This is a genomic window from Streptomyces sp. NPDC101166 (genome assembly GCF_044768125.1).
Lineage (GTDB): Bacteria > Actinomycetota > Actinomycetes > Streptomycetales > Streptomycetaceae > Streptomyces.
On record NZ_JBIWPF010000003.1, the window covers coordinates 321,078 to 340,716 of the forward strand.

General features: G+C 71.0%; 15 protein-coding genes. 1 reads left to right on the forward strand and 14 read right to left on the reverse strand.

Annotation, left to right across the window (positions count from 1 at the left end; genetic code table 11):
* Positions 1-4 precede the first annotated feature (4 nt).
* Positions 5-1,396: a TraR/DksA C4-type zinc finger protein gene (locus ACIRS4_RS08305; protein WP_404191793.1), complete on the reverse strand. Its 1,392-nt coding sequence runs from the start codon at positions 1,394-1,396 to the stop codon at positions 5-7.
* Positions 1,397-1,999: 603 nt separating this feature from the next.
* Between ACIRS4_RS08305 and ileS the strand changes: the two genes are divergently transcribed.
* Positions 2,000-5,143, forward strand: coding sequence for an isoleucine--tRNA ligase (ileS, locus tag ACIRS4_RS08310; protein WP_404191796.1), 3,144 nt, complete (start codon positions 2,000-2,002; stop codon positions 5,141-5,143).
* A 221-nt stretch (positions 5,144-5,364) separates the two neighbouring features.
* On the opposite strand, the gene ACIRS4_RS08315 is transcribed toward ileS, so the two are convergent.
* The 13 genes from ACIRS4_RS08315 to ACIRS4_RS08375 all read right to left on the reverse strand — a co-directional run bounded on the left by ACIRS4_RS08315 (position 5,365) and on the right by ACIRS4_RS08375 (position 19,530).
* The gene (locus ACIRS4_RS08315; RefSeq protein ID WP_404191799.1) at positions 5,365-6,564 is read right to left on the reverse strand and encodes a DivIVA domain-containing protein; all 1,200 of its coding nucleotides are present in this window, start codon (positions 6,562-6,564) and stop codon (positions 5,365-5,367) included.
* A 54-nt stretch (positions 6,565-6,618) separates the two neighbouring features.
* Positions 6,619-6,903, reverse strand: coding sequence for a YggT family protein (locus ACIRS4_RS08320; protein ID WP_404191802.1), 285 nt, complete (start codon positions 6,901-6,903; stop codon positions 6,619-6,621).
* A gap of 63 nt (positions 6,904-6,966) precedes the next feature.
* Entirely contained in the window at positions 6,967-7,608 is a 642-nt protein-coding gene (locus tag ACIRS4_RS08325; RefSeq protein WP_130437220.1) for a cell division protein SepF, read from the reverse strand.
* Between the two features lie 128 nt (positions 7,609-7,736).
* The gene (locus ACIRS4_RS08330) at positions 7,737-8,471 is read right to left on the reverse strand and encodes a YggS family pyridoxal phosphate-dependent enzyme (protein WP_404191805.1); all 735 of its coding nucleotides are present in this window, start codon (positions 8,469-8,471) and stop codon (positions 7,737-7,739) included.
* A 6-nt stretch (positions 8,472-8,477) separates the two neighbouring features.
* The gene (gene pgeF / locus ACIRS4_RS08335; RefSeq protein WP_404191807.1) at positions 8,478-9,206 is read right to left on the reverse strand and encodes a peptidoglycan editing factor PgeF; all 729 of its coding nucleotides are present in this window, start codon (positions 9,204-9,206) and stop codon (positions 8,478-8,480) included.
* Complete coding sequence (ftsZ, locus tag ACIRS4_RS08340; protein WP_404191810.1) at positions 9,203-10,420, reverse strand: cell division protein FtsZ; 1,218 nt, start codon at positions 10,418-10,420, stop codon at positions 9,203-9,205. Before ftsZ ends, pgeF begins: the two co-directional genes overlap by 4 nt.
* Positions 10,421-10,708: 288 nt before the next feature.
* Positions 10,709-11,503 (reverse strand): cell division protein FtsQ/DivIB, encoded by a 795-nt coding sequence (locus ACIRS4_RS08345; protein WP_404191812.1) that lies wholly within the window; start codon positions 11,501-11,503, stop codon positions 10,709-10,711.
* 78 nt (positions 11,504-11,581) lie between these two features.
* The gene (murG, locus tag ACIRS4_RS08350) at positions 11,582-12,667 is read right to left on the reverse strand and encodes an undecaprenyldiphospho-muramoylpentapeptide beta-N-acetylglucosaminyltransferase (protein WP_404191815.1); all 1,086 of its coding nucleotides are present in this window, start codon (positions 12,665-12,667) and stop codon (positions 11,582-11,584) included.
* A 6-nt stretch (positions 12,668-12,673) separates the two neighbouring features.
* Positions 12,674-14,038: a putative lipid II flippase FtsW gene (ftsW, locus tag ACIRS4_RS08355; RefSeq protein WP_404191818.1), complete on the reverse strand. Its 1,365-nt coding sequence runs from the start codon at positions 14,036-14,038 to the stop codon at positions 12,674-12,676.
* Between the two features lie 72 nt (positions 14,039-14,110).
* Positions 14,111-15,538, reverse strand: coding sequence for a UDP-N-acetylmuramoyl-L-alanine--D-glutamate ligase (murD, locus tag ACIRS4_RS08360; RefSeq protein WP_404191820.1), 1,428 nt, complete (start codon positions 15,536-15,538; stop codon positions 14,111-14,113).
* Positions 15,520-16,593 (reverse strand): phospho-N-acetylmuramoyl-pentapeptide-transferase, encoded by a 1,074-nt coding sequence (gene mraY / locus ACIRS4_RS08365; RefSeq protein ID WP_130437212.1) that lies wholly within the window; start codon positions 16,591-16,593, stop codon positions 15,520-15,522. Before mraY ends, murD begins: the two co-directional genes overlap by 19 nt.
* Entirely contained in the window at positions 16,590-18,005 is a 1,416-nt protein-coding gene (gene murF / locus ACIRS4_RS08370; protein ID WP_352246300.1) for a UDP-N-acetylmuramoyl-tripeptide--D-alanyl-D-alanine ligase, read from the reverse strand. The genes mraY and murF overlap by 4 nt, the downstream gene beginning before the upstream one ends.
* A gap of 4 nt (positions 18,006-18,009) precedes the next feature.
* Positions 18,010-19,530, reverse strand: a complete 1,521-nt coding sequence (locus ACIRS4_RS08375; RefSeq protein ID WP_404191825.1) for a UDP-N-acetylmuramoyl-L-alanyl-D-glutamate--2,6-diaminopimelate ligase — start codon at positions 19,528-19,530, stop codon at positions 18,010-18,012.
* Between the last annotated feature and the right edge of the window lie 109 nt (positions 19,531-19,639).

Consider the following 19,639-nt stretch of genomic DNA (forward strand, 5'->3'; position numbering starts at 1 on the left):
GCGATCAGTACCGGCGCTCCTGTTTCTGCTTGCACTCCACGCACAGTGTGGCCCGCGGGAAGGCCTGCATCCGGGCCTTGCCGATGGCCTTTCCGCAGTTCTCGCAGAGGCCGTAGGTGCCGGCGTCCAGCCGCTCCAGGGCGTGCTCGGTCTGGATCATCATCTCGCGCGCGTTGGCGGCGAGCGCCAGTTCGTGCTCGCGCGTGATGTTCTTGGTGCCGGTGTCCGCCTGGTCGTCGCCGGCGCCGTCCCCGGAGTCCCGCATGAGACCCGCGAGGGCCGCCTCGGAGGAGACGAGCTCCGCGCGCAGCCGATCGAACTCGGACTGCAGTTCGGCGCGGGCCTCCTCGACCTCTTTGGGGGTCCACGGCTCCTCACCGGGGCGTACCGCCAGGTCGCCCGCCTCGGCCGCGGCGGGCCGTGCCTTGGGAACGGCGTTCTTCGCCGCCGTGGCCGTGCCAGGAGTCTTCTTCGCAACCACTGTCGTGGCTCCCGTCTGCTCCGCGGCCGAGGCCGCGCCCGCCTTGTTGGCCCTGCTCTTCCTGACGGCGCCTTGCTCGCCGCCCCCCTCCGCGACGGCGCCGCCGTCACCACCCCGCCCCGCTCCCTCACGGCCCGCAGCACGACGGCCGGCGGCAGCGCGGGGCGCGCTCTGCGCGCGGTCGGCCGTCCCGGTCGCGGCCCCGGCCGGGGAGGCCTTCGCCCGCGTCGCCTTCTCGGCCGCCTTCCTCCGCGCGCCCCGCTCCGTCACGCCGCCCGTCCTGTCCGCGGTGACGCTCGCCTCGGCGGTCGCGGGGATCTTCCCGGCGGCCTCCCTCGACCCGCCCGCCCGCGCCGCGTCGGCGTTGCGAGCACTCGCCTTCGCAGCCGTCTTCTTGGAGACCGCAGTCTGATCGGCGGCCACGGTCTCCTTGGCGACCGCCGCCTTCTTCGCCGCCAGCGTCCTCTTCTTGGCCGTCGCCTTCGTCCGCGCGTCCGGCGTCGCCGCCACGGTGCTTTCCGCGGCGGTGTCCATGACCGTGGCCGCGTCGGCGGCCGGCCCCGCACGCGTCGCTCTCTTCACCGCCGTCTTCCGCACCGCCCCCGTGGCCGCCGCCTTCTTCCCAGCCGCTCCGCCGTCCGCCGCCTTGCCCCCGGCCGCAGTCCTGCCCGGCCCCGCTGCCTTCTTCCCTCCGGCGGAGCCCGTCACCCCCGCCCCGCTCCTTCCCGCCCCCGCGGCCGCCTTGCCGCCCCCACTCGCCTTTTTCTGCCCCTTGGCGGCGCGCTCCGAAGCAGCGGACGCCGTCACGGCGCGCGTGGCGCCGCCACCTCGCGCGTCGTTTCCGGCCACACCGCCGGAGGCATCCGCGGATCTGCCGGACGCCGACTGCCGTACGGCGGTCTTCTTCGCCACCATGCCGCGGCCCCTTCACATATTGTGATCTTGCGCGCGAATCGTGCTGGGACGATAAATCGACTTGGGTCCCGCGGCAACGGGGCGCACCGCCCGATTCGCCCGCCTCGCGCACGCCGCGCGGCGGACCTGCATGCGTTGTGCCCAACTCCCCGCGAGGTAATCCGCCCAGTTCGCCGTCCCGGGACCCGGACCAGCACATCGCACCATTCGGGTCATATCGGACCTTGGTCCGCGCCTCGTCCACAGCCCCGGAAATCCGGTCGGCCGTCGTCCGCGCCGCGCCGTACACTGGGCGGAGCGAAAAGCGTGGATGGGGACGAGTAGCGGCGTACGCAGCCCAGAGCGACCCGGGGACGGTGGAAGCCCGGGGGCGAGCGCGACGTGAACATCACCCCGGAGCCGCCGGAAGAAAGCCACGGGCGACAGCCGCAGGCGAGTAGAACCGGCATCGCGACCCCAATGAGGGGGCTCGCCGGCGTGCAGGACGCACCGGAGAGCCAAGGAGGGTGGTACCGCGGGAGCGCGCCGCACACGGCGTAGACAGGCAAGAAGGCTCTCGTCCCTCCGACGGAAGGCAGTACGTCCGCCGGAGGAAGCTCGCCGATGACAACGCCGCAGTACCGCCAGGTGCCCGCCCAGGTCGACCTGCCCGCCCTCGAGCACGCCGTGCTCGACTTCTGGCGCGAGCAGAAGATCTTCGCCAAGAGCCTGGAGCAGTCCGAGGGCCGCCCCGAGTGGGTGTTCTACGAGGGCCCGCCCACCGCCAACGGCATGCCGGGCGCCCACCACATCGAGGCCCGCGTCTTCAAGGACGTCTTCCCCCGCTTCCGCACCATGCGCGGCTATCACGTGGCCCGCAAGGCCGGCTGGGACTGCCACGGACTCCCGGTGGAGCTGGCGGTCGAGAAGGAACTGGGCTTCAGCGGCAAGAAGGACATCGAGGCCTACGGCATCGCCGACTTCAACGCCAAGTGCCGCGAGTCCGTGCTCCGCCACACCGACGCCTTCGCCGAGCTGACGACCCGCATGGGCTACTGGGTCGACCTCGACGACGCGTACGTCACGATGGACCCCGAGTACATCGAGTCGGTCTGGTGGTCGCTGAAGGAGATCTTCGGCAAGGGCCTGCTGGTCCAGGACCACCGCGTCGCCCCCTGGTGTCCGCGCTGCGGCACCGGCCTGTCCGACCACGAGCTGGCGCAGGGCTACGAGACGGTCGTCGACCCTTCCGTGTACGTCCGTTTCCCGCTCACCTCCGGTCCGCTCGCCGGCGAGGCCGCCCTCCTGGTGTGGACGACGACCCCCTGGACGCTGGTCTCCAACACGGCCGTGGCCGCGCACCCCGAGGTCGCCTACGTCGTCGCGACCGACGGCGAGGAGAAGCTCGTCGTCGCCGAGCCGCTGCTCGCCAAGGCGCTCGGCGAGGGCTGGGAGACCACCGGGCAGACCTTCACCGGCGCCGAAATGGAGCGCTGGACCTATCAACGTCCCTTCGAGCTGGTGGAGTTCCCGGCCGAGGCGCATTTCGTCGTCAACGCCGAGTACGTGACCACCGAGGACGGCACCGGTCTGGTCCACCAGTCCCCCGCCTTCGGTGAGGACGACCTCAAGGTCTGCCGCTCCTACGGCCTGCCCGTGGTCAACCCGGTCCTCCCCGACGGCACCTTCGCGCCGGACGTCTCCATGGTCGGCGGCGTCTTCTTCAAGAAGGCCGACGAACGGCTCACCGAGGACCTCCAGCAGCGCGGTCTGCTGTTCAAGCACATCCCGTACGAGCACAGCTACCCGCACTGCTGGCGCTGCCACACCGCGCTGCTCTACTACGCGCAGCCGTCCTGGTACATCCGCACCACCGCCGTCAAGGACCGTCTGCTCCAGGAGAACGAGAAGACCAACTGGTTCCCCGAGTCGGTCAAGCACGGCCGCTTCGGCGACTGGCTGAACAACAACATCGACTGGGCGCTGTCCCGCAGCCGCTACTGGGGCACCCCACTGCCGATCTGGCGCTGCGAGGACGACCACCTCACCTGCGTCGGCTCGCGCGCGGAGCTCAGCGAGCTCACCGGCGCCGACCAGTCGGAGCTGGACCCGCACCGCCCGTTCATCGACGCGGTCACCTTCGGCTGCCCGCAGGAGGGCTGCGGGAAGACGGCCACACGCGTGCCGGAGGTCATCGACGCCTGGTACGACTCGGGGTCCATGCCGTTCGCGCAGTGGGGCTACCCGTACAAGAACAAGGAGCTGTTCGAGAGCCGTTACCCGGCGCAGTTCATCTCCGAGGCCATCGACCAGACCCGCGGCTGGTTCTACACGCTGATGGCGGTCGGCACGCTGGTCTTCGACAAGTCCAGTTACGAGAACGTCGTCTGCCTCGGCCACATCCTCGCCGAGGACGGCCGCAAGATGTCCAAGCACCTGGGCAACATCCTGCAGCCGATCCCGCTGATGGACCAGCACGGCGCGGACGCGGTGCGCTGGTTCATGGCGGCCGGCGGCTCGCCCTGGGCGGCCCGCCGCGTGGGCCACGGCACGATCCAGGAGGTCGTCCGCAAGACGCTCCTGACGTACTGGAACACGGTCGCCTTCCAGGCCCTGTACGCGCGCACGTCCGGCTGGTCCCCCTCCGAGGCCGACCCGGCGCCCGCCGAGCGGCCCGTCCTCGACCGCTGGCTGCTGTCCGAACTCCACGCCCTCACCGACCAGGTGACGCAGTCCCTGGAGGCCTACGACACCCAGCGCGCCGGCAAGCTGCTCTCCGCGTTCGTCGACGACCTGTCCAACTGGTACGTGCGCCGCTCGCGCCGCCGCTTCTGGCAGGGCGACAAGTCCGCGCTGCGCACGCTGCACGAGGTCGTGGAGACGGTCACCAAGCTGATGGCCCCGCTGACCCCGTTCATCACCGAGCGGGTCTGGCAGGACCTCGTCGCACCGGTCACGCCCGGCGCCCCGGAGTCGGTGCACCTGTCCTCCTGGCCGGAGGCGGACCTGTCCGCGATCGATCCGGAGCTGTCCCGGCAGATGGCGCTCATCCGCCGTCTGGTGGAGCTGGGCCGCGCCACGCGTGCGGAGTCGGGCGTCAAGACCCGCCAGCCGCTGCGGCGCGCCCTGATCGCCGCGGCCGGCTTCGACGCCCTCTCCCCCGAACTGCGCTCGCAGATCACGGAGGAGCTGAACGTCGAGTCGCTCGCCTCGCTGTCCGAGGTGGGCGGCAGCCTGGTGGACACGACGGCCAAGGCCAACTTCCGTGCGCTGGGCAAGCGGTTCGGCAAGCGCGTCCAGGACGTCGCCAAGGCCGTCGCCAACGCCGACGCGGCCGCGCTCTCCCTCGCGCTGCGCGAGGGCACGGCGTCGGTGGAGGTCGACGGCGAGACGATCACGCTCGGCCCGGACGAGGTGATCATCACGGAGACGCCGCGCGAGGGGTGGTCGGTGGCGTCCGACTCCGGTGCGACGGTCGCCCTCGATCTGGAGATCACCGAGGAGTTGCGGCGTGCGGGGCTGGCCCGTGACGCGATCCGTCTGATCCAGGAGAGCCGCAAGAACAGCGGTCTCGACGTCGCCGACCGCATCGCGCTCCGCTGGACGGCGACGGACCCGGCGGCCGTCGAGGCCCTGAACGGCCACGCCGCTCTGATCGCCGACGAGGTCCTCGCCACGGACTTCGCCCAGGGCGAGGCGGACGACACCTACGGCGCTCCGTTCACCGACGAGGCTCTGACGCTGACGTTCCGCCTCCGTAAGGCGTAGCGCCCGCCCTGAGCAGATCAACGGCGGCTGCCCCGAACCGGGCAGCCGCCGTTGTGCGTTCCACCGTCGTCGCGCGCGGGCCGTGTGGGAGACGCCGGAGCAGCGCCCGCCGCTCCCGTCGGTTCTCGAGCGCAACGCGCGTAAAAAGGGCGGGGCCCCGGATAGGAATCCGGGGCCCCGCCCTTTGAACGCTGCCGACGCCTGAGGCGTACTACTGGCCGTCAGTTGTCGTCCTCGTCGATGAGGAAGCCACGCATCGGCGAGGGAGCCTGCCCCATCGGGGAGGGACCCTGCGGTCGTACCGGCGCCATCGGCTGGGTCATGGCGGGAGACATCTGCTGCTGGCCGCCGTAGGACGGAGCAGCGGGGCTCGGGCCGCCCATGCCCTGGTTGCCGCCGTAGGACGGGGCGCTGGCGCCGGCCGGAGCCATGGAAGGCGCCGGGGACGGCGGCAGGGAAGCCGTGGCCGGGGTGCGCGGCGGGGCGAGGGAGTCGTCCGCCTGCGTCTCCAACTGGCGCAGCTGGGACTCCAGGTACGACTTCAGGCGCGTACGGTACTCGCGCTCGAAGCCGCGCAGGTCCTCGACCTTGCGCTCCAGCGTGGCGCGAGCGGACTCCAGGGAGCCCATCGCGACGCGGTGCTTCTCCTGAGCGTCCCGCTCCAGGGCGTCGGCCTTGGCCCGGGCGTCACGCTCCAGACCCTCGGCGCGCGAACGCGCCTCGCCGACGATCTTGTTGGCCTCGGAACGGGCCTCCGCGATCGCCTGGTCGGCGGTCTGCTGGGCCAGCGACAGGACACGGGCGGCGCTGTCGCCACCGGGGCCTCCCTGACCGGGGCCGCCCATCGGACCGCCCATGGGGCCGCCCATCGGACCGCCCATCTGCTGCTGCATGGGGGGCTGACCGCCCATCGGGCCCTGGCCCATCGGGCCCTGACCCATCGGGCCCTGACCCATCGGACCCTGACCCATCGGACCCTGACCCATCGGACCCTGACCCTGGGGACCGCCCTGACCGCCGCCGGGGCCGGCGGGCAGCTGCGGGGCACCGCTCGGCAGCTGGGGCGGCCCACCCATGGGGCCACCCATCTGCTGCTGCGGCGGGCCCGATATGCCGGCGGGCACCGGAGCGCCGGGACCTCGCATGCCCTGCTGGGGCATGCCCTGCTGCTGTTGCGGCGGCATGCCCTGCTGCGGGCCGTCCTGCTGCTCCGGGGGCTTGCGCATGTTCTGCTGGTTCTGGGCAGCAGCGCGCGTGGCCGCGGCCAGTTTGGCGCGCAGGTCCTCGTTCTCGCGGAGCAGACGGGTCAGTTCGGCTTCGACCTCGTCGAGGAAGGCATCGACCTCGTCCTCGTCATAGCCTTCTCGGAGGCGGACGGTCGTGAACTGCTTGTTCCGCACGTCCTCGGGGGTCAACGGCATCTCTTCACCTCAACGTAGTCGTCGGCATTCGGCAAGACGGTAGTTCACATCGACTCACAGCTGCCTCACGATCGTGATCAGGATGTAGACGATGATCATCAGTACGAAGAAGGACAGGTCGAGCGCCACGCCCCCGAGACGCAGCGGCGGGATGACCCGCCGCAGAAGCTTGAGCGGTGGATCGGTGACAGTGTAGGTGGCCTCCAGAACGACCACCATCGCCTTGCCGGGTTGCCATGAGCGGGCGAACTGGAAGACGTAGTCCATGACCAGTCGGAAGATGAGCACGATGAGGAAGACCATCAGCGCGATGTAGACGACATCCAGGACCACGCTCATGTTCGGTGCTTCCCTCTCCCCTGCTCACACGCTCACTCGTACTGCTGTTTCCGGCCGAGTCTCTCAGCTCTGGTTGAAGAACCCGCCCTCTGCGATGCGGGCCTTGTCCTCCGCCGTGACATCGACGTTAGCAGGCGACAACAGGAACACCTTCTGCGTCACCCGCTCGATGCTGCCGTGAAGACCAAACACCAAACCGGCCGCAAAGTCGACAAGTCGCTTTGCGTCTGTGTCATCCATCTCAGTCAGATTCATGATCACCGGAGTGCCCTCACGGAAGTGTTCCCCGATGGTACGGGCCTCGTTGTACGTCCGGGGGTGCAGCGTGGTGATCCGGTACGGCTCTCGTTCCGACACGACCTTGGGCATGATCACCGGTGCGTTCTTCTCCAGGGACTGGCGTTCTTGTGTGATGGATGCCACGGGCGCGATGCGCGCGGGGCGTCCGGATTCCGCGGGGAGCGAAGCGGCCCGCGCCACCGGCTCGCGTGGCGCGGGCGGTTGGACGATACGCACCTCTTCGTCCCTTTGGGACTGATGTGCGACATGTGCCTGGTGCGGCGGCTCGTGCCGCCGGTGATCGCGCTCGGGCTCCGGGTCGAGCTCGGGTTCGAAGTCGTCGTCGGGGTCGAAGCCCCGGCCGTCGTACCCATCGTCCTCCACGAGGCCGAGGTAGACCGCCATCTTGCGCATCGCGCCGGCCATTCTCTGAGTCCTCCGCTCTGTGGTGGATCGGCTGACGACTGCCAAGTCCCGCGATCCACGTGGTCCTTACGCCCGCTGTCAAGCGGTAATGACCATATTTTCTGCTGTGGTCCGACTTTCTGGCGACGTTACCCGAGCCTCGCGCGTACTCCGAGTACCGCAGTGCCGACGCGTACATGTGTCGCCCCGGCAGCCACGGCTTCCTCCAGATCCGCACTCATCCCTGCGGAGACCATGTTCGCAGTCGGATGGGCCCGGCGCAGGTCGGTCGACAAATCCATCAACCGCTGGAACGCCGCCCTTTGACGACCGGCGTACTCGCCGGTCAGGGGTGCGACGGTCATCAGTCCGTCAAGCCGCAGACCATCGGCGGCCGCGACGGCGGCGGCCAACTCCTCGACCGAGCCGGGCGACACGCCGCCCCGCTCGCCGACACCGCCCGAGCCGGCCGAACGCTCCGGCGCGTCGAGCGCGACCTGGATGAGGCAGCCCACCTCGCGCCCGGCCCGTGCGGCTTCCTTCGACAGGGCAGTCACCAGCTTGACGCGGTCGACGGACTGCACGACATCGGCGTAACCGACCACCGAACGGACTTTGTTCGTCTGCAGCTGGCCCACGAAGTGCCAGGAAAGGGGCAGATCCGAGCAAGCCGCGGCTTTAGGCGCCGCGTCCTGGTCGCGGTTCTCCGCGACGTGGCGCACGCCGAGCTCCGACAGGATCCGCACGTCCGCGGCCGGGTAGGTCTTGGTGACGACGATCAGGGTCACCTCGTCCCGCCGGCGCCCGGCCGCCGCGCACGCGGCGGCGATGCGCTCCTCCACCTTCGCCAGGTTCCCGGCGAGTTCGTCCCTACGGTCCGTCATGCCCTATCAGTCCAGCCAGACATATCCCGCGAGTCGCCCCGTGGTGCGGTCGCGGCGGTAAGAGAAGTGGTCCTGCGACTCCCGCGTGCACACCGGCGACTGCTCCCGGTCGTGCACCCCGAGGCGCGCGAGCTGCGCGTGCACTCCGGCGGTCACGTCGACCGCCGGCGTGCCCCAGCTCGTTTCGGCGTACGCCGCCGGCTCGACGGCGGCCACCTCGGCGCGCATCGCCGCCGGCACCTCGTAGCACCGGCCGCACACGGCGGGTCCGGTGCGGGCGACGATCCGGGCGGGTTCGGCGCCGAGCTCCACCATGGCCCGCACGGTGGCCGGGACGATCCCGGCGATCATGCCGGACCGGCCGGCGTGGGCCGCGGCGGCGACCCCCGCGACCGGGTCGGCGAGCAGGACGGGCGTGCAGTCGGCGGTGAGGACGGCGAGGGCGAGGCCGCGGCGGGCGGTGACGAGCGCGTCGACGTCGGGGACGGGCCCGTCTCCCGCGGGCTCGCCGACCTCGGCGACGCCGACGCCGTGCACCTGGTTCATCCAGACGACGTACTCCGGGTCGAGCCCGAGCGACTTCGCGGCCAGTTCCCGGTTGGTGCGCACGGCCCCGGGGTCGTCGCCGACCCCGCCGCCGAGGTTGAGCTGCTCATACGGAACGGCGCTCACCCCGCCCCACCGGTCGGTGAAGGCGAAGTGCGCGCCGCTCGCGCTCTCGCGCCGTCCTATCACTTCAGGAAGTCCGGTACGTCCAGCTCTTCGGCCGCGCTGTCGGTGTAGGTCCGCGACGACGGGACCGGCGGGGCGACCGGGATCTCGGCCACCGGCTCGGGAGCCGGCTCCGGGTCCTCCTTCGGGGTGACGCTGCCGAGCGAGCCGAAGCTCGGGCGGCTCTCCGGCTGACGCGCCGGGGCCGGCTCGTCCCGGCGGCTGGGCGCGGGGGACGCCGAGCCCGACGACGACGCGGAGCCGATGACGTTGTCGCGGCGGGCCGGGGGCTGCCCCCCGTCGAAGCCGGCCGCGATCACGGTGACCCGGACCTCGTCGCCGAGCGCGTCGTCGATGACCGCGCCGAAGATGATGTTGGCCTCGGGGTGCGCGGCCTCGCTGACCAGCTGGGCGGCCTCGTTGATCTCGAACAGGCCGAGGTCGGAGCCGCCGGAGATGGAGAGCAGCACGCCCCGGGCGCCGTCGATGGAGGCTTCCAGGAGCGGCGAGGAGATCGCCATCTCGGCGGCGGCCACCGCGCGGTCGTCGCCGCGGGCCGAGCCGATGCCCATGAGGGCCGAACCGGCCTCGGACATGACCGACTTGACGTCGGCGAAGTCGAGGTTGATCAGACCGGGCGTGGTGATGAGGTCGGTGATGCCCTGGACGCCGGAGAGCAGGACCTGGTCCGCCGACTTGAAGGCGTCGAGGACGGAGACCTGGCGGTCCGAGATGGACAGCAGCCGGTCGTTGGGGATGACGATGAGGGTGTCGACCTCTTCGCGGAGTTCGGCGATGCCGTCCTCGGCCTGGTTGGCGCGGCGCCGTCCCTCGAAGGTGAACGGGCGGGTGACCACGCCGATGGTGAGGGCGCCCAGGGAGCGCGCGATGTTGGCCACGACGGGCGCGCCGCCGGTGCCGGTGCCGCCGCCTTCACCGGCCGTCACGAAGACCATGTCGGCCCCCTTGAGGACCTCCTCGATCTCCTCGCGGTGGTCCTCGGCGGCCTTGCGGCCGACGGCCGGGTTGGCTCCGGCGCCGAGTCCGCGGGTGAGTTCGCGGCCGACGTCGAGCTTGACGTCGGCGTCGCTCATCAACAGCGCCTGCGCGTCGGTGTTGATGGCGATGAACTCGACGCCCTTGAGACCGACCTCGATCATCCGGTTGATGGCATTGACACCACCGCCGCCGACACCGATGACTTTGATGACTGCGAGGTAGTTCTGCGGTGCTGCCACGTCGAAGGCCTCTCGCCTCGAGTTACGTGTCGTCGGTTCGCGGGGGCGCTCAGCGCTCCGCGCTCCGGCGACTGATGCCGAATGGGACGGTCCGTTTCGCCGACCCGAACCCTAACCCTGAAGTTTAGGGTTACCAGTGTGTCTGTTCCTTGGAGTCTTCTGAACAGGACACTAAGTCGACAAGTGGCGCCCGTTCAACGAACACGCCGAACCTCCCGTTTTTCTTTTCACCCTATGTGATCAGCCGTAGCGGTGCCCAACCAGGGTGCTGGCCTGCGCTGATGTGCGTCAACTCGCGGATGACGCCGGGGCTGTGGGGACGCTGACGTCGAAGTGCCGTGCCCCCGGGGAGGCTTTCATGAGCGCGGTGAGGGTGCGGGCCTTCGCGGCGCCCTTCTCGGCGCTCCCCCAGGCGACCGTACGGCCACCGCTCAGGTCCAGCGAGATGTCGTCGTAGGAACGGACCTTGACCAGCCGGGCCTCCCGCGCGACGGCGGCCGGAAGCGCCCCCGCGGCCCGGACCGCCTCGCGGACCAGACGCGCCTCGCCGAAGCGGCGCATGCTCGCGGCGGCCGAACCGGAGGAAGCGGCTTCCAATTTCAGCAGCGGAACGCCCGCGGGCGCCTCGGAAACCGTGGCGAAACGGACGCCGTCATCGTCCACTTCCACGAAATTCCGCCCTTTTCGAACCAGCAGGACGGGCTTGCGTTCGGTCACTTTCAAGCCGATTTCATGCGGCCAGGAACGGACCACGTCCACCGAGTCGATCCGGGGCAACTCCGCGCGCAGGCGCGCCTCGATCGCGCCGGTGTCGACGGAGACCAGGGGCGAGCCGACCGGAACGGCCGCGGCGGCACGCACCTGGTCCGGTGTCAGCACCTGGGTGCCGACGACCGAGACGCGCTCCACCCGCAGCCACCGCGAGCCGTACAACGCCCAGACGACGCCCGCCCCGAGGAGCACCAGGACCACCGCGATGATGATGATCGTACGAAGCCGGCGTGGGCCCAGCCTCCGAAGGAGGGGCGGGCCGGACGGCTCCTGCGGGGGTGCACCGCGTTCGGCGGTGGCGGCTCTGGCCACGCGCGCTCCTTTCCGTGGCCCGGGGCGCCGGCCGGGGCGCCCCGGCCGGCGCCCCTCGCCGCCTGTCCGTTACGGGTCTCAGCGCGAGGCGATCGCCTCGTACACCATGCGGACGAGCAGCTCGTCCGCGTCCCGGCGGCCGAACTCACTGGCGGCGCGGGACATCTCGTACAGCCGGTGCGGATCGGCGAGCACGGGCAGGACGCTCTCCCGGACCCACTCCGGGGTGAGCTCCGCGTCGTCGACGAGCAGTCCGCCGCCCGCCTTGACCACCGGCTGGGCGTTCAGCCGCTGTTCGCCGTTGCCGATGGGCAGCGGGACGTAGGCGGCCGGGAGTCCGACGGCGGAGAGTTCGGCGACGGTCATCGCGCCCGCGCGGCAGAGCATCATGTCGGCCGCGGCGTACGCGAGATCCATCCGGTCCAGGTACGGTACCGGGATGTAGGGGGGCATTCCCGGCATCTGCTGGACATGGGGCAGTTCGTTCTTCGGCCCGACCGCGTGCAGGATCTGGATGCCGGCCTGCTGAAGCCACGGCGCGACCTGCTGGATCACCTCGTTGAGCCGGCGGGCGCCCTGCGAGCCGCCGGAGACGAGCAGCGTCGGCAGGTTGGGGTCGAGGCCGAACATGTGGCGGGCCTCCGGGCGCGCCGCGGCCCGGTCCAGGGTGGCGATGGAACGCCGCAGCGGGATGCCGATGTAGCGGGCGTCGCGGAGCTTGCTGTCGGGGGTGGAGACGGCGACGCGGGCGGCGTACCGGGAGCCGATCTTGTTGGCCAGTCCGGGGCGGGCGTTGGCCTCGTGGATGACGATCGGCACACCCAGGCGCTTGGCGGCCAGATAGCCGGGCAGGGCGACGTAACCGCCGAAGCCGACGACGACGTCCGCCTTGGTGCGCTCCAGGATCTGCTCGGTCGCCTTGATCGTGCCGCGCAGCCGGCCCGGGACGGTGATCAGCTCAGGGGTGGGCTTGCGCGGCAGCGGGACGGCGGGGATCAGCGCCAGTTCGTAGCCCCGCTGGGGAACGAGCGTGGTCTCCAGGCCGCGCTCCGTGCCCAGGGCTGTGATCCCCACGGTCGGGTCCTGCCTGCGCAGGGCGTCCGCGAGGGCGAGCGCGGGCTCGATGTGGCCGGCGGTCCCCCCACCGGCGAGTACGACATGCACCGAAATTCACCGCTCTCCGGACGAGCGCGCCGCCGAGGCACGCCGTCGCATCGTGTTCCATCTCCGGGGCCCCCTCAGGGAAGCAGAGCCCCCGGCTCCCCGTTTTCTACCAAAGCGGGGAGGCCGCATCGCAAGCGCTGCCCGCGCAGCGGGCTCGTCGCGTGCGAAGGCGATCAGCAGCCCGATGGCGAACATGGTCGGCAGCAGGGCGGACCCTCCGTAGGAGAACAGCGGGAGGGGGACCCCGGCGATCGGCAGCAGACCGAGCACCGCACCGATGTTGACCACCGCCTGCGCGGTGATCCAGGTGGTCACACCTCCCGCGGCGTACCTCACGAAGGGGTCCTCCGTGCGTCCGGCCACGCGGATACCCGCATAGCCTAGAGCCGCGAACAGGGCGAGCACCGACAGCGTCCCCGCCAGGCCCAGTTCCTCACCGGTGACGGCGAAGATGAAGTCCGTGTGGGCTTCGGGGAGTTGGCCCCATTTCTCCACGCTCGCCCCGAGGCCGGATCCGAAGATCCCGCCGGAGGCGAGCGCGTAGATCCCGTGCACGGCCTGCCAGCAGTCGACCTTGCCCGCCTGGGGCTCGGTGGCGCCCAGGCACTGGAGGCGGGCCATGCGGTTGTCGCTGGTCCGGATCAGGATGAAGCCGATCACCGCCGCTACGGACAGCACCCCGACGAAGAGCCGGGTGGGCGCGCCCGCCAGCCACAGCAGGCCGAACAGGACCGCCGTCAGGATGATCGCCGTGCCCATGTCGCCGCCGAGCATGATCAGTCCGAGCAGCATGAACGCGACCGGCACGAGCGGTACGAGCATGTGCTTCCACTGGGTCAGCAGCTTCCGGTCGTGTTTGCGGGCGAGCAGGTCCGCGCCCCACAGCACCAGGGCGAGCTTGCCGAACTCGCTGGGCTGGATCTGGAAGGAGCCGCCGAGCGAGATCCAGTTCTGGTTGCCGTTGACCGCCATCCCTATCCCCGGGATCTGCACCAGGACCATCAGGAAGACGGCGCCGGCGAGGATGGGGTAGGCGAGCGCCCGGTGCAGCTTCACCGGCATCCGGGAGGCGATCAGCAGCAGCGCCCCGCCCATGGCGGCTGCGAGGAACTGCTTGCGGAAGAAGAACGAGCCCGGCAGCGACATCTGCAGCGCCTTGATCTGCGAGGCCGAGTAGACCATCACCAGACCGAGCACGGTGATCAGCAGGCTGCCGCCGAGGATCAGGTAGTAGGCGGTCAGCGGCCGGTCCCAGGCCTTGCGCGCGCGGGTGTACAGCCGCAGCACGGGGTTCTCCGGTCGCGGCGGGGAGGCGGCGGGCCTGCGGACGGCGCGCTGGACGGGCGGACGCCCGGTTCGGCTACCGGGCACCGCGGCCTCCGCTGAAGGTGAACCTCGACGGTCCCACGCGTCCCTCCCAAGGTCCGCCCGGCGGCGGCCGGGTCACGCGCCGAGTTCGCGAACGGCCTCCGCGAACGCGTCACCGCGCTGGTTGTAGTTGGCGAACATGTCCATGGAGGCGCAGGCCGGGGCGAGCAGCACCGTGTCGCCGGGCCGCGCCAGCCGCTTCGCCTCCTGGACGGCCTGGAGCATCGCCCCAGTGTCGGTCCGGTCGAGGTCGACGACGGGTACTTCCGGGGCGTGTCGCGCGAGGGCGTCCCGGATCAGCTCCCGATCGGCGCCGATGAGGACGGCCCCGCGCAGCCGCGCGGCCGACTTGGCGACCAGTTCGTCGAAGGTGGCGCCCTTCGCCAGTCCGCCCGCGACCCAGACGATCGACTCGTAGGCCGCCAACGAGGCTTCCGTGGCGTGGGTGTTGGTGGCCTTGGAGTCGTCGACGTAGGAGACGCCGTCCACGTCGGCCACATGGGCCATGCGGTGGGCGTCCGGGACGAAGGCCCGCAGGCCGTCCCGGACGGCTTGCGGGGGCACCCCGAAGGCGCGCGCGAGGGCCGCCGCGGCCAGGGCGTTGGCGACGTTGTGCGGGACCGGGGGGTTGACGTCGGAGACCTCGGCGAGCTCCTGGGCGTTCTTCTGCCGGTTCTCGACGAAGGCGCGGTCGACCAGGATGCCGTCCACGACGCCGAGTTGGGAGGGGGCCGGTGCGCCGAGGGTGAAGCCGATCGCCCGGCAGCCCTCCTCGACGTCGGCCTCGCGCACCAGGTCCTCGGTGGCCTTGTCGGCGACGTTGTAGACGCAGGCGACCCGATTGCCCTCGTAGATGCGCCCCTTGTCCCTGGCGTACGCCTCCATGGAGCCGTGCCAGTCGAGATGGTCGGGGGCGAGGTTCAACACGGTGGCGGAGTGGGCCCGCAGGGACGGCGCCCAGTGCAACTGGTAGCTGGAGAGCTCCACGGCGAGGACGTCGTACGGCTCCTCGCCGAGGACCGCGTCCAGCAGGGAGACGCCGATGTTGCCGACGGCCGCCGCACGCAGGCCCGCCGCCTTGAGGATGGAGGCGAGCATCTGCGTGGTGGTGGTCTTGCCGTTGGTGCCGGTGACGCAGAGCCAGGGAGCGGCCTTCCTGCCGTCCAGCTCCCGCAGCCGCCAGGCGAGTTCGACGTCGCCCCACACCGGCACCCCGGCCTCGCGAGCCGCGGTGAACAGCGGCTTGTCGGGCTGCCACCCGGGCGCGGTGACGATCAGTTCGGTGCCTTCGGGCAGGGTCGTCCCGTCACCGAAGCGCACGGTGACGCCGAGCGCCTGGAGTTCGGCGGCCTGGGCACGCGCGCGCGGGTCGTCGCCGTCGTTGACGACGGTGACCCTCGCGCCGAGTCCGTGCAGCACCTTGGCCGCCGGGACGCCGGACACGCCGAGTCCGGCGACGGTGACGTTCTTGCCCTGCCAGTCGGTCACTTGTCCGCTGCCCATCCCGCGTAGAAGAGGCCGAGTCCGACGATGACGCAGATGCCCTGGATGATCCAGAAGCGGACCACGACAAGGACTTCGGACCAGCCCTTGAGTTCGAAGTGGTGCTGGAGCGGCGCCATCCGGAAGACGCGCTTGCCGGTGAGGCGGAACGAGCCGACCTGGATGACCACCGACATGGTGATGAGGACGAACAGGCCGCCCATGATGGCCACCAGCAGCTCGGTGCGGGAGCAGATGGCGAGGCCGGTGAGGACGCCGCCGAGCGCGAGCGAACCGGTGTCGCCCATGAAGATCTTGGCCGGCGAGGTGTTCCACCACAGGAAGCCGAGGCAGGCGCCCATCAGCGCGGCGGAGATGACCGCGAGGTCCAGCGGATCGCGCACCTCGTAGCAGGCGTTGGGGTTGGTCAGCGTCTCGCCGTTGGCGCAGGACTCCTGGTACTGCCAGACGCCGATGAAGGTGTAGGCGCCGAAGACGAGGACCGAGGCGCCGGTGGCGAGACCGTCCAGACCGTCCGTGAGGTTCACGCCGTTGGACATCGCGAGGATCATGAACAGCGCCCAGACGACGAACAGCACCGGGCCGATCGACCAGCCGAAGTCCGTGATGAACGACAGCTTGGTGGAGGCCGGGGTGTTGCCCCGGGAGTCGGCGAACTGCAGCGAGAGCACCGCGAAGCCGATGCCGACGATCAGCTGGCCGGCCATCTTCGCCTTGGCCCGCAGCCCCAGGGAGCGCCTCTTGACGATCTTGATGTAGTCGTCGAGGAAGCCGACCAGGCCCATGCCGCACATCAGGCCCAGCACCAGCAGACCGGTGTAGGTCGGCGGCTTGCCCGTGATCAGCTTGGACAGGAAGTACGCGGCGACCGTCGCCAGTATGAAGGCGATGCCGCCCATGGTCGGCGTACCGCGCTTGCTGGCGTGCTCGCGCGGGCCGTCGTCGCGGATGTACTGGCCGTAACCCTTGCGCGCGAGCAGCTTGATCAGCAGTGGTGTGCCGACCAGGGTCAGGAAGAGGCCGATGACTCCCGCGAACAGGATCTGCTTCATCATCGGGCCGCGACCTCACCCTCGGCACCGGTGTCGAGCAGCGCCTGTGCGACGCTCTCGAGACCGACCGAACGGGACGCCTTCACGAGTACGACGTCTCCCGGGCGCAACTCGCTGCGCAACAGGTCGACCGCCGCCTGTGCGTCGGACACGTGCACCGACTCCTCACCCCACGAACCCTCGTTATATGCGCCCAGTTGCAGCCAGGCGGCTTCCCTGCCCCCGACCGCGACGAGCTTGCTGACGTTGAGCCGGACGGCGAGCCGTCCGACCGCGTCGTGCTCGGCGAGCGCCTCGTCCCCGAGCTCGGCCATCTTGCCGAGCACCGCCCAGGTCCGCCGACCCCTGCCGATGGCAGCCAGCGCGCGCAGTGCGGCACGCATGGACTCGGGGTTCGCGTTGTAGGCGTCGTTGACGATCGTCACGCCGTCCGGGCGCTCGGTGACCTCCATCCGCCAGCGGGAGAGGGAGCCCGCCTCGGAAAGCGCGGTGGCGATCTCTTCCGCGGACATGCCCAGCTCATGGGCGACGGCGGCCGCGGCGAGCGCGTTCGACACGTGGTGCTCACCGTACAGGCGCATGGTCACATCGCTGCACCCGGAGGGTGTGTGAAGGCTGAAGGCGGGCTGTCCGCTGTCCGTGAGTCGCACGTTCTCGGCGCGTACGTCCGCTTCGCCGGACTCTCCGAAAAGGATCACCTTCGCCTTCGTTCGGGAGGCCATGGCCCGGACCAAGGGGTCGTCCGCGTTGAGGATCGCGGTGCCGCCCTCGTCGGCCGGCGGCAGGCTCTCGACGAGTTCGCCCTTCGCCTGCGCGATCTGCTCGCGACCGCCGAACTCGCCGATGTGGGCGGAACCGACGTTCAGGACGAGTCCGATCCTCGGCGGCGTAAGACCAGTGAGGTAGCGGATGTGGCCGATGCCGCGGGCGCCCATCTCCAGCACCAGGAAACGGGTCTCCTCGGTGGCGCTGAGCGCGGTGAGCGGCAGCCCGATCTCGTTGTTGAGCGAACCGGGCGTCCACACGGTGGGCGCCTTGCGCTGGAGCACCTGGGCGATCAGGTCCTTGGTGCTGGTCTTGCCCGCCGAGCCGGTGAGGGCGACGAGCGTCGTGCCGAGCTCGCGCACGACGTGCCGGGCGAGGGCGCCGAGCGCCGCCTGGACGTCGTCCACGACGATCGCCGGCACGCCGACGGGGCGTGACGCCAGGACGGCCGCCGCGCCCGCCTCGACGACGGCGCGCGCGTAGTCGTGGCCGTCGGCGCGTTCGCCGACGAAGGCGACGAAGAGGCTGCCGGGGCCGGCCTCACGGGAGTCCCGGACGACGGGTCCGGTGACCTGGACGGACGGATCCGGTATGTCGTGCGTCTGCCCGCCGACGACTTCGGCGATCTCGGCGAGGGAGAGGGCGATCACAAGTTCATCCCTGGGTCTTCTGGATAGCTTCGCGAAGCACCTGGCGGTCGTCGAAGGGACGGATCACGCCGGCGATGTCCTGGCCCTGCTCGTGGCCCTTGCCCGCGACCAGCACGGTGTCCCCGGCCTGGGCGCGGCCGACGGCCGCGGCGATCGCGGCGGCCCGGTCCTCGAAGAGCTGCACCTCGCCGCGTTCGTGGGAGGGCACGGACGCCGCGCCCTGGAGCATGGTCGCCAGGATCGCGAGGGGGTCCTCGGAGCGGGGGTTGTCGGAGGTCAGCAGGGCGGTGTCGGCGAGCCGGGCGACGGCGGCGCCCATCGGGCCGCGCTTGGTGACGTCACGGTCGCCGCCGCAGCCGAGCACGACGTGCAGCCGCCCCTTGGTGACCTTGCGCAGCGCCCTGAGGACCGACTCGACGGCGTCCGTCTTGTGCGCGTAGTCGACGACCGCGAGGTAGGGCTGGCCGGCGTCCACGCGCTCCAGCCGGCCCGGCACGCCCGGCACGGCGGCGACGCCGTCGGCGGCGGTCTGCGGGTCGAATCCGGCGGCGGCGAGGGCGACGATCGCGGCGAGGGCGTTGGCCACGTTGAACGGGCCGGCGAGCGGCGACCTGGCGGCGATGCGGCGGCCGTCGGGGCCGATGACGGTGAACGTCGAGTCCATCGGGCCGACCTGGACGTCCACGGCGCGCCAGTCGGCGTCGGGGTGGCCCTCGGCGGAGAAGGTGACGACCGGGACCGTGGCCTCGTCGATCAGGCGGCGGCCGTACTCGTCGTCGAAGTTGACCACGCCGAGCTTGCTGCGCTCGGGGGTGAAGAGGCTCGCCTTGGCCTGGAAGTAGTCCTCCATGCCGGAGTGGAACTCCATGTGCTCCGGGCTGAGGTTGTTGAAGACGGCGATGTCGAAGACGCAGCCGTCGACCCGGCCGAGGACCAGCGCGTGGCTGGAGACCTCCATGGCGACCGCCTCGACGCCGCGCTCGCGCATGACGGCGAACAGCGCCTGGAGGTCGGTGGCCTCGGGCGTGGTGCGCTCGGACTTGATGCGCTCGTCGCCGATGCGCATCTCGACGGTGCCGATCAGCCCGGTGGCGCGGGCGGTCCGCAGGCCGCCCTCCACGAGGTAGGCGGTGGTGGTCTTGCCGGAGGTGCCGGTGATGCCGATCTGGAGCAGGTCGCGCCCCGGGTGGCCGTAGATGGTGGCCGCCAGCTCGCCCATCGACCCGCGGGGGTCGTCGACGACCAGGACCGGCAGGCCGGTCGCGGCGGAGCGCTCGGCTCCGGTCGGGTCGGTCAGGACGGCGACGGCGCCGAGGCCGACGGCCTGGGTGACGAAGTCGGCGCCGTGCAGACGGGCCCCCGGGAGCGCGGCGTACAGGTCGCCGGGGCGGACGGCGCGCGAGTCGTGGGTGATGCCCGTGACCTCGGCGGGACTCCCCGGCTGTTCGGCGCCCAGCTGATCGGCGAGCCGCGCGAGGGGTGTCGCGGAGCTGTGAACCGGTCGCGGCGGTCCCGGATAGGTCACGGAAGCGCCTTTCTGGGCGGTTTGGGACTGATCAGCGTGTGGCACGGCGGTGAGCGTACCGGGCGCACCCGCCCGGGAGCGAAGTGAGGGCTCGGACGGGGGCCGGCGC

Bases quoted from the DNA above. Each gene is read 5' to 3' on its own strand.
- ACIRS4_RS08305 (WP_404191793.1), bottom strand. From the start codon at position 1,396: ATGGTGGCGAAGAAGACCGCCGTACGGCAGTCGGCGTCCGGCAGATCC.
- ileS (WP_404191796.1), top strand. From the start codon at position 2,000: ATGACAACGCCGCAGTACCGCCAGGTGCCCGCCCAGGTCGACCTGCCC.
- ACIRS4_RS08315 (WP_404191799.1), bottom strand. From the start codon at position 6,564: ATGCCGTTGACCCCCGAGGACGTGCGGAACAAGCAGTTCACGACCGTC.
- ACIRS4_RS08320 (WP_404191802.1), bottom strand. From the start codon at position 6,903: ATGAGCGTGGTCCTGGATGTCGTCTACATCGCGCTGATGGTCTTCCTC.
- ACIRS4_RS08325 (WP_130437220.1), bottom strand. From the start codon at position 7,608: ATGGCCGGCGCGATGCGCAAGATGGCGGTCTACCTCGGCCTCGTGGAG.
- ACIRS4_RS08330 (WP_404191805.1), bottom strand. From the start codon at position 8,471: ATGACGGACCGTAGGGACGAACTCGCCGGGAACCTGGCGAAGGTGGAG.
- murD (WP_404191820.1), bottom strand. From the start codon at position 15,538: ATGGGCAGCGGACAAGTGACCGACTGGCAGGGCAAGAACGTCACCGTC.
- mraY (WP_130437212.1), bottom strand. From the start codon at position 16,593: ATGATGAAGCAGATCCTGTTCGCGGGAGTCATCGGCCTCTTCCTGACC.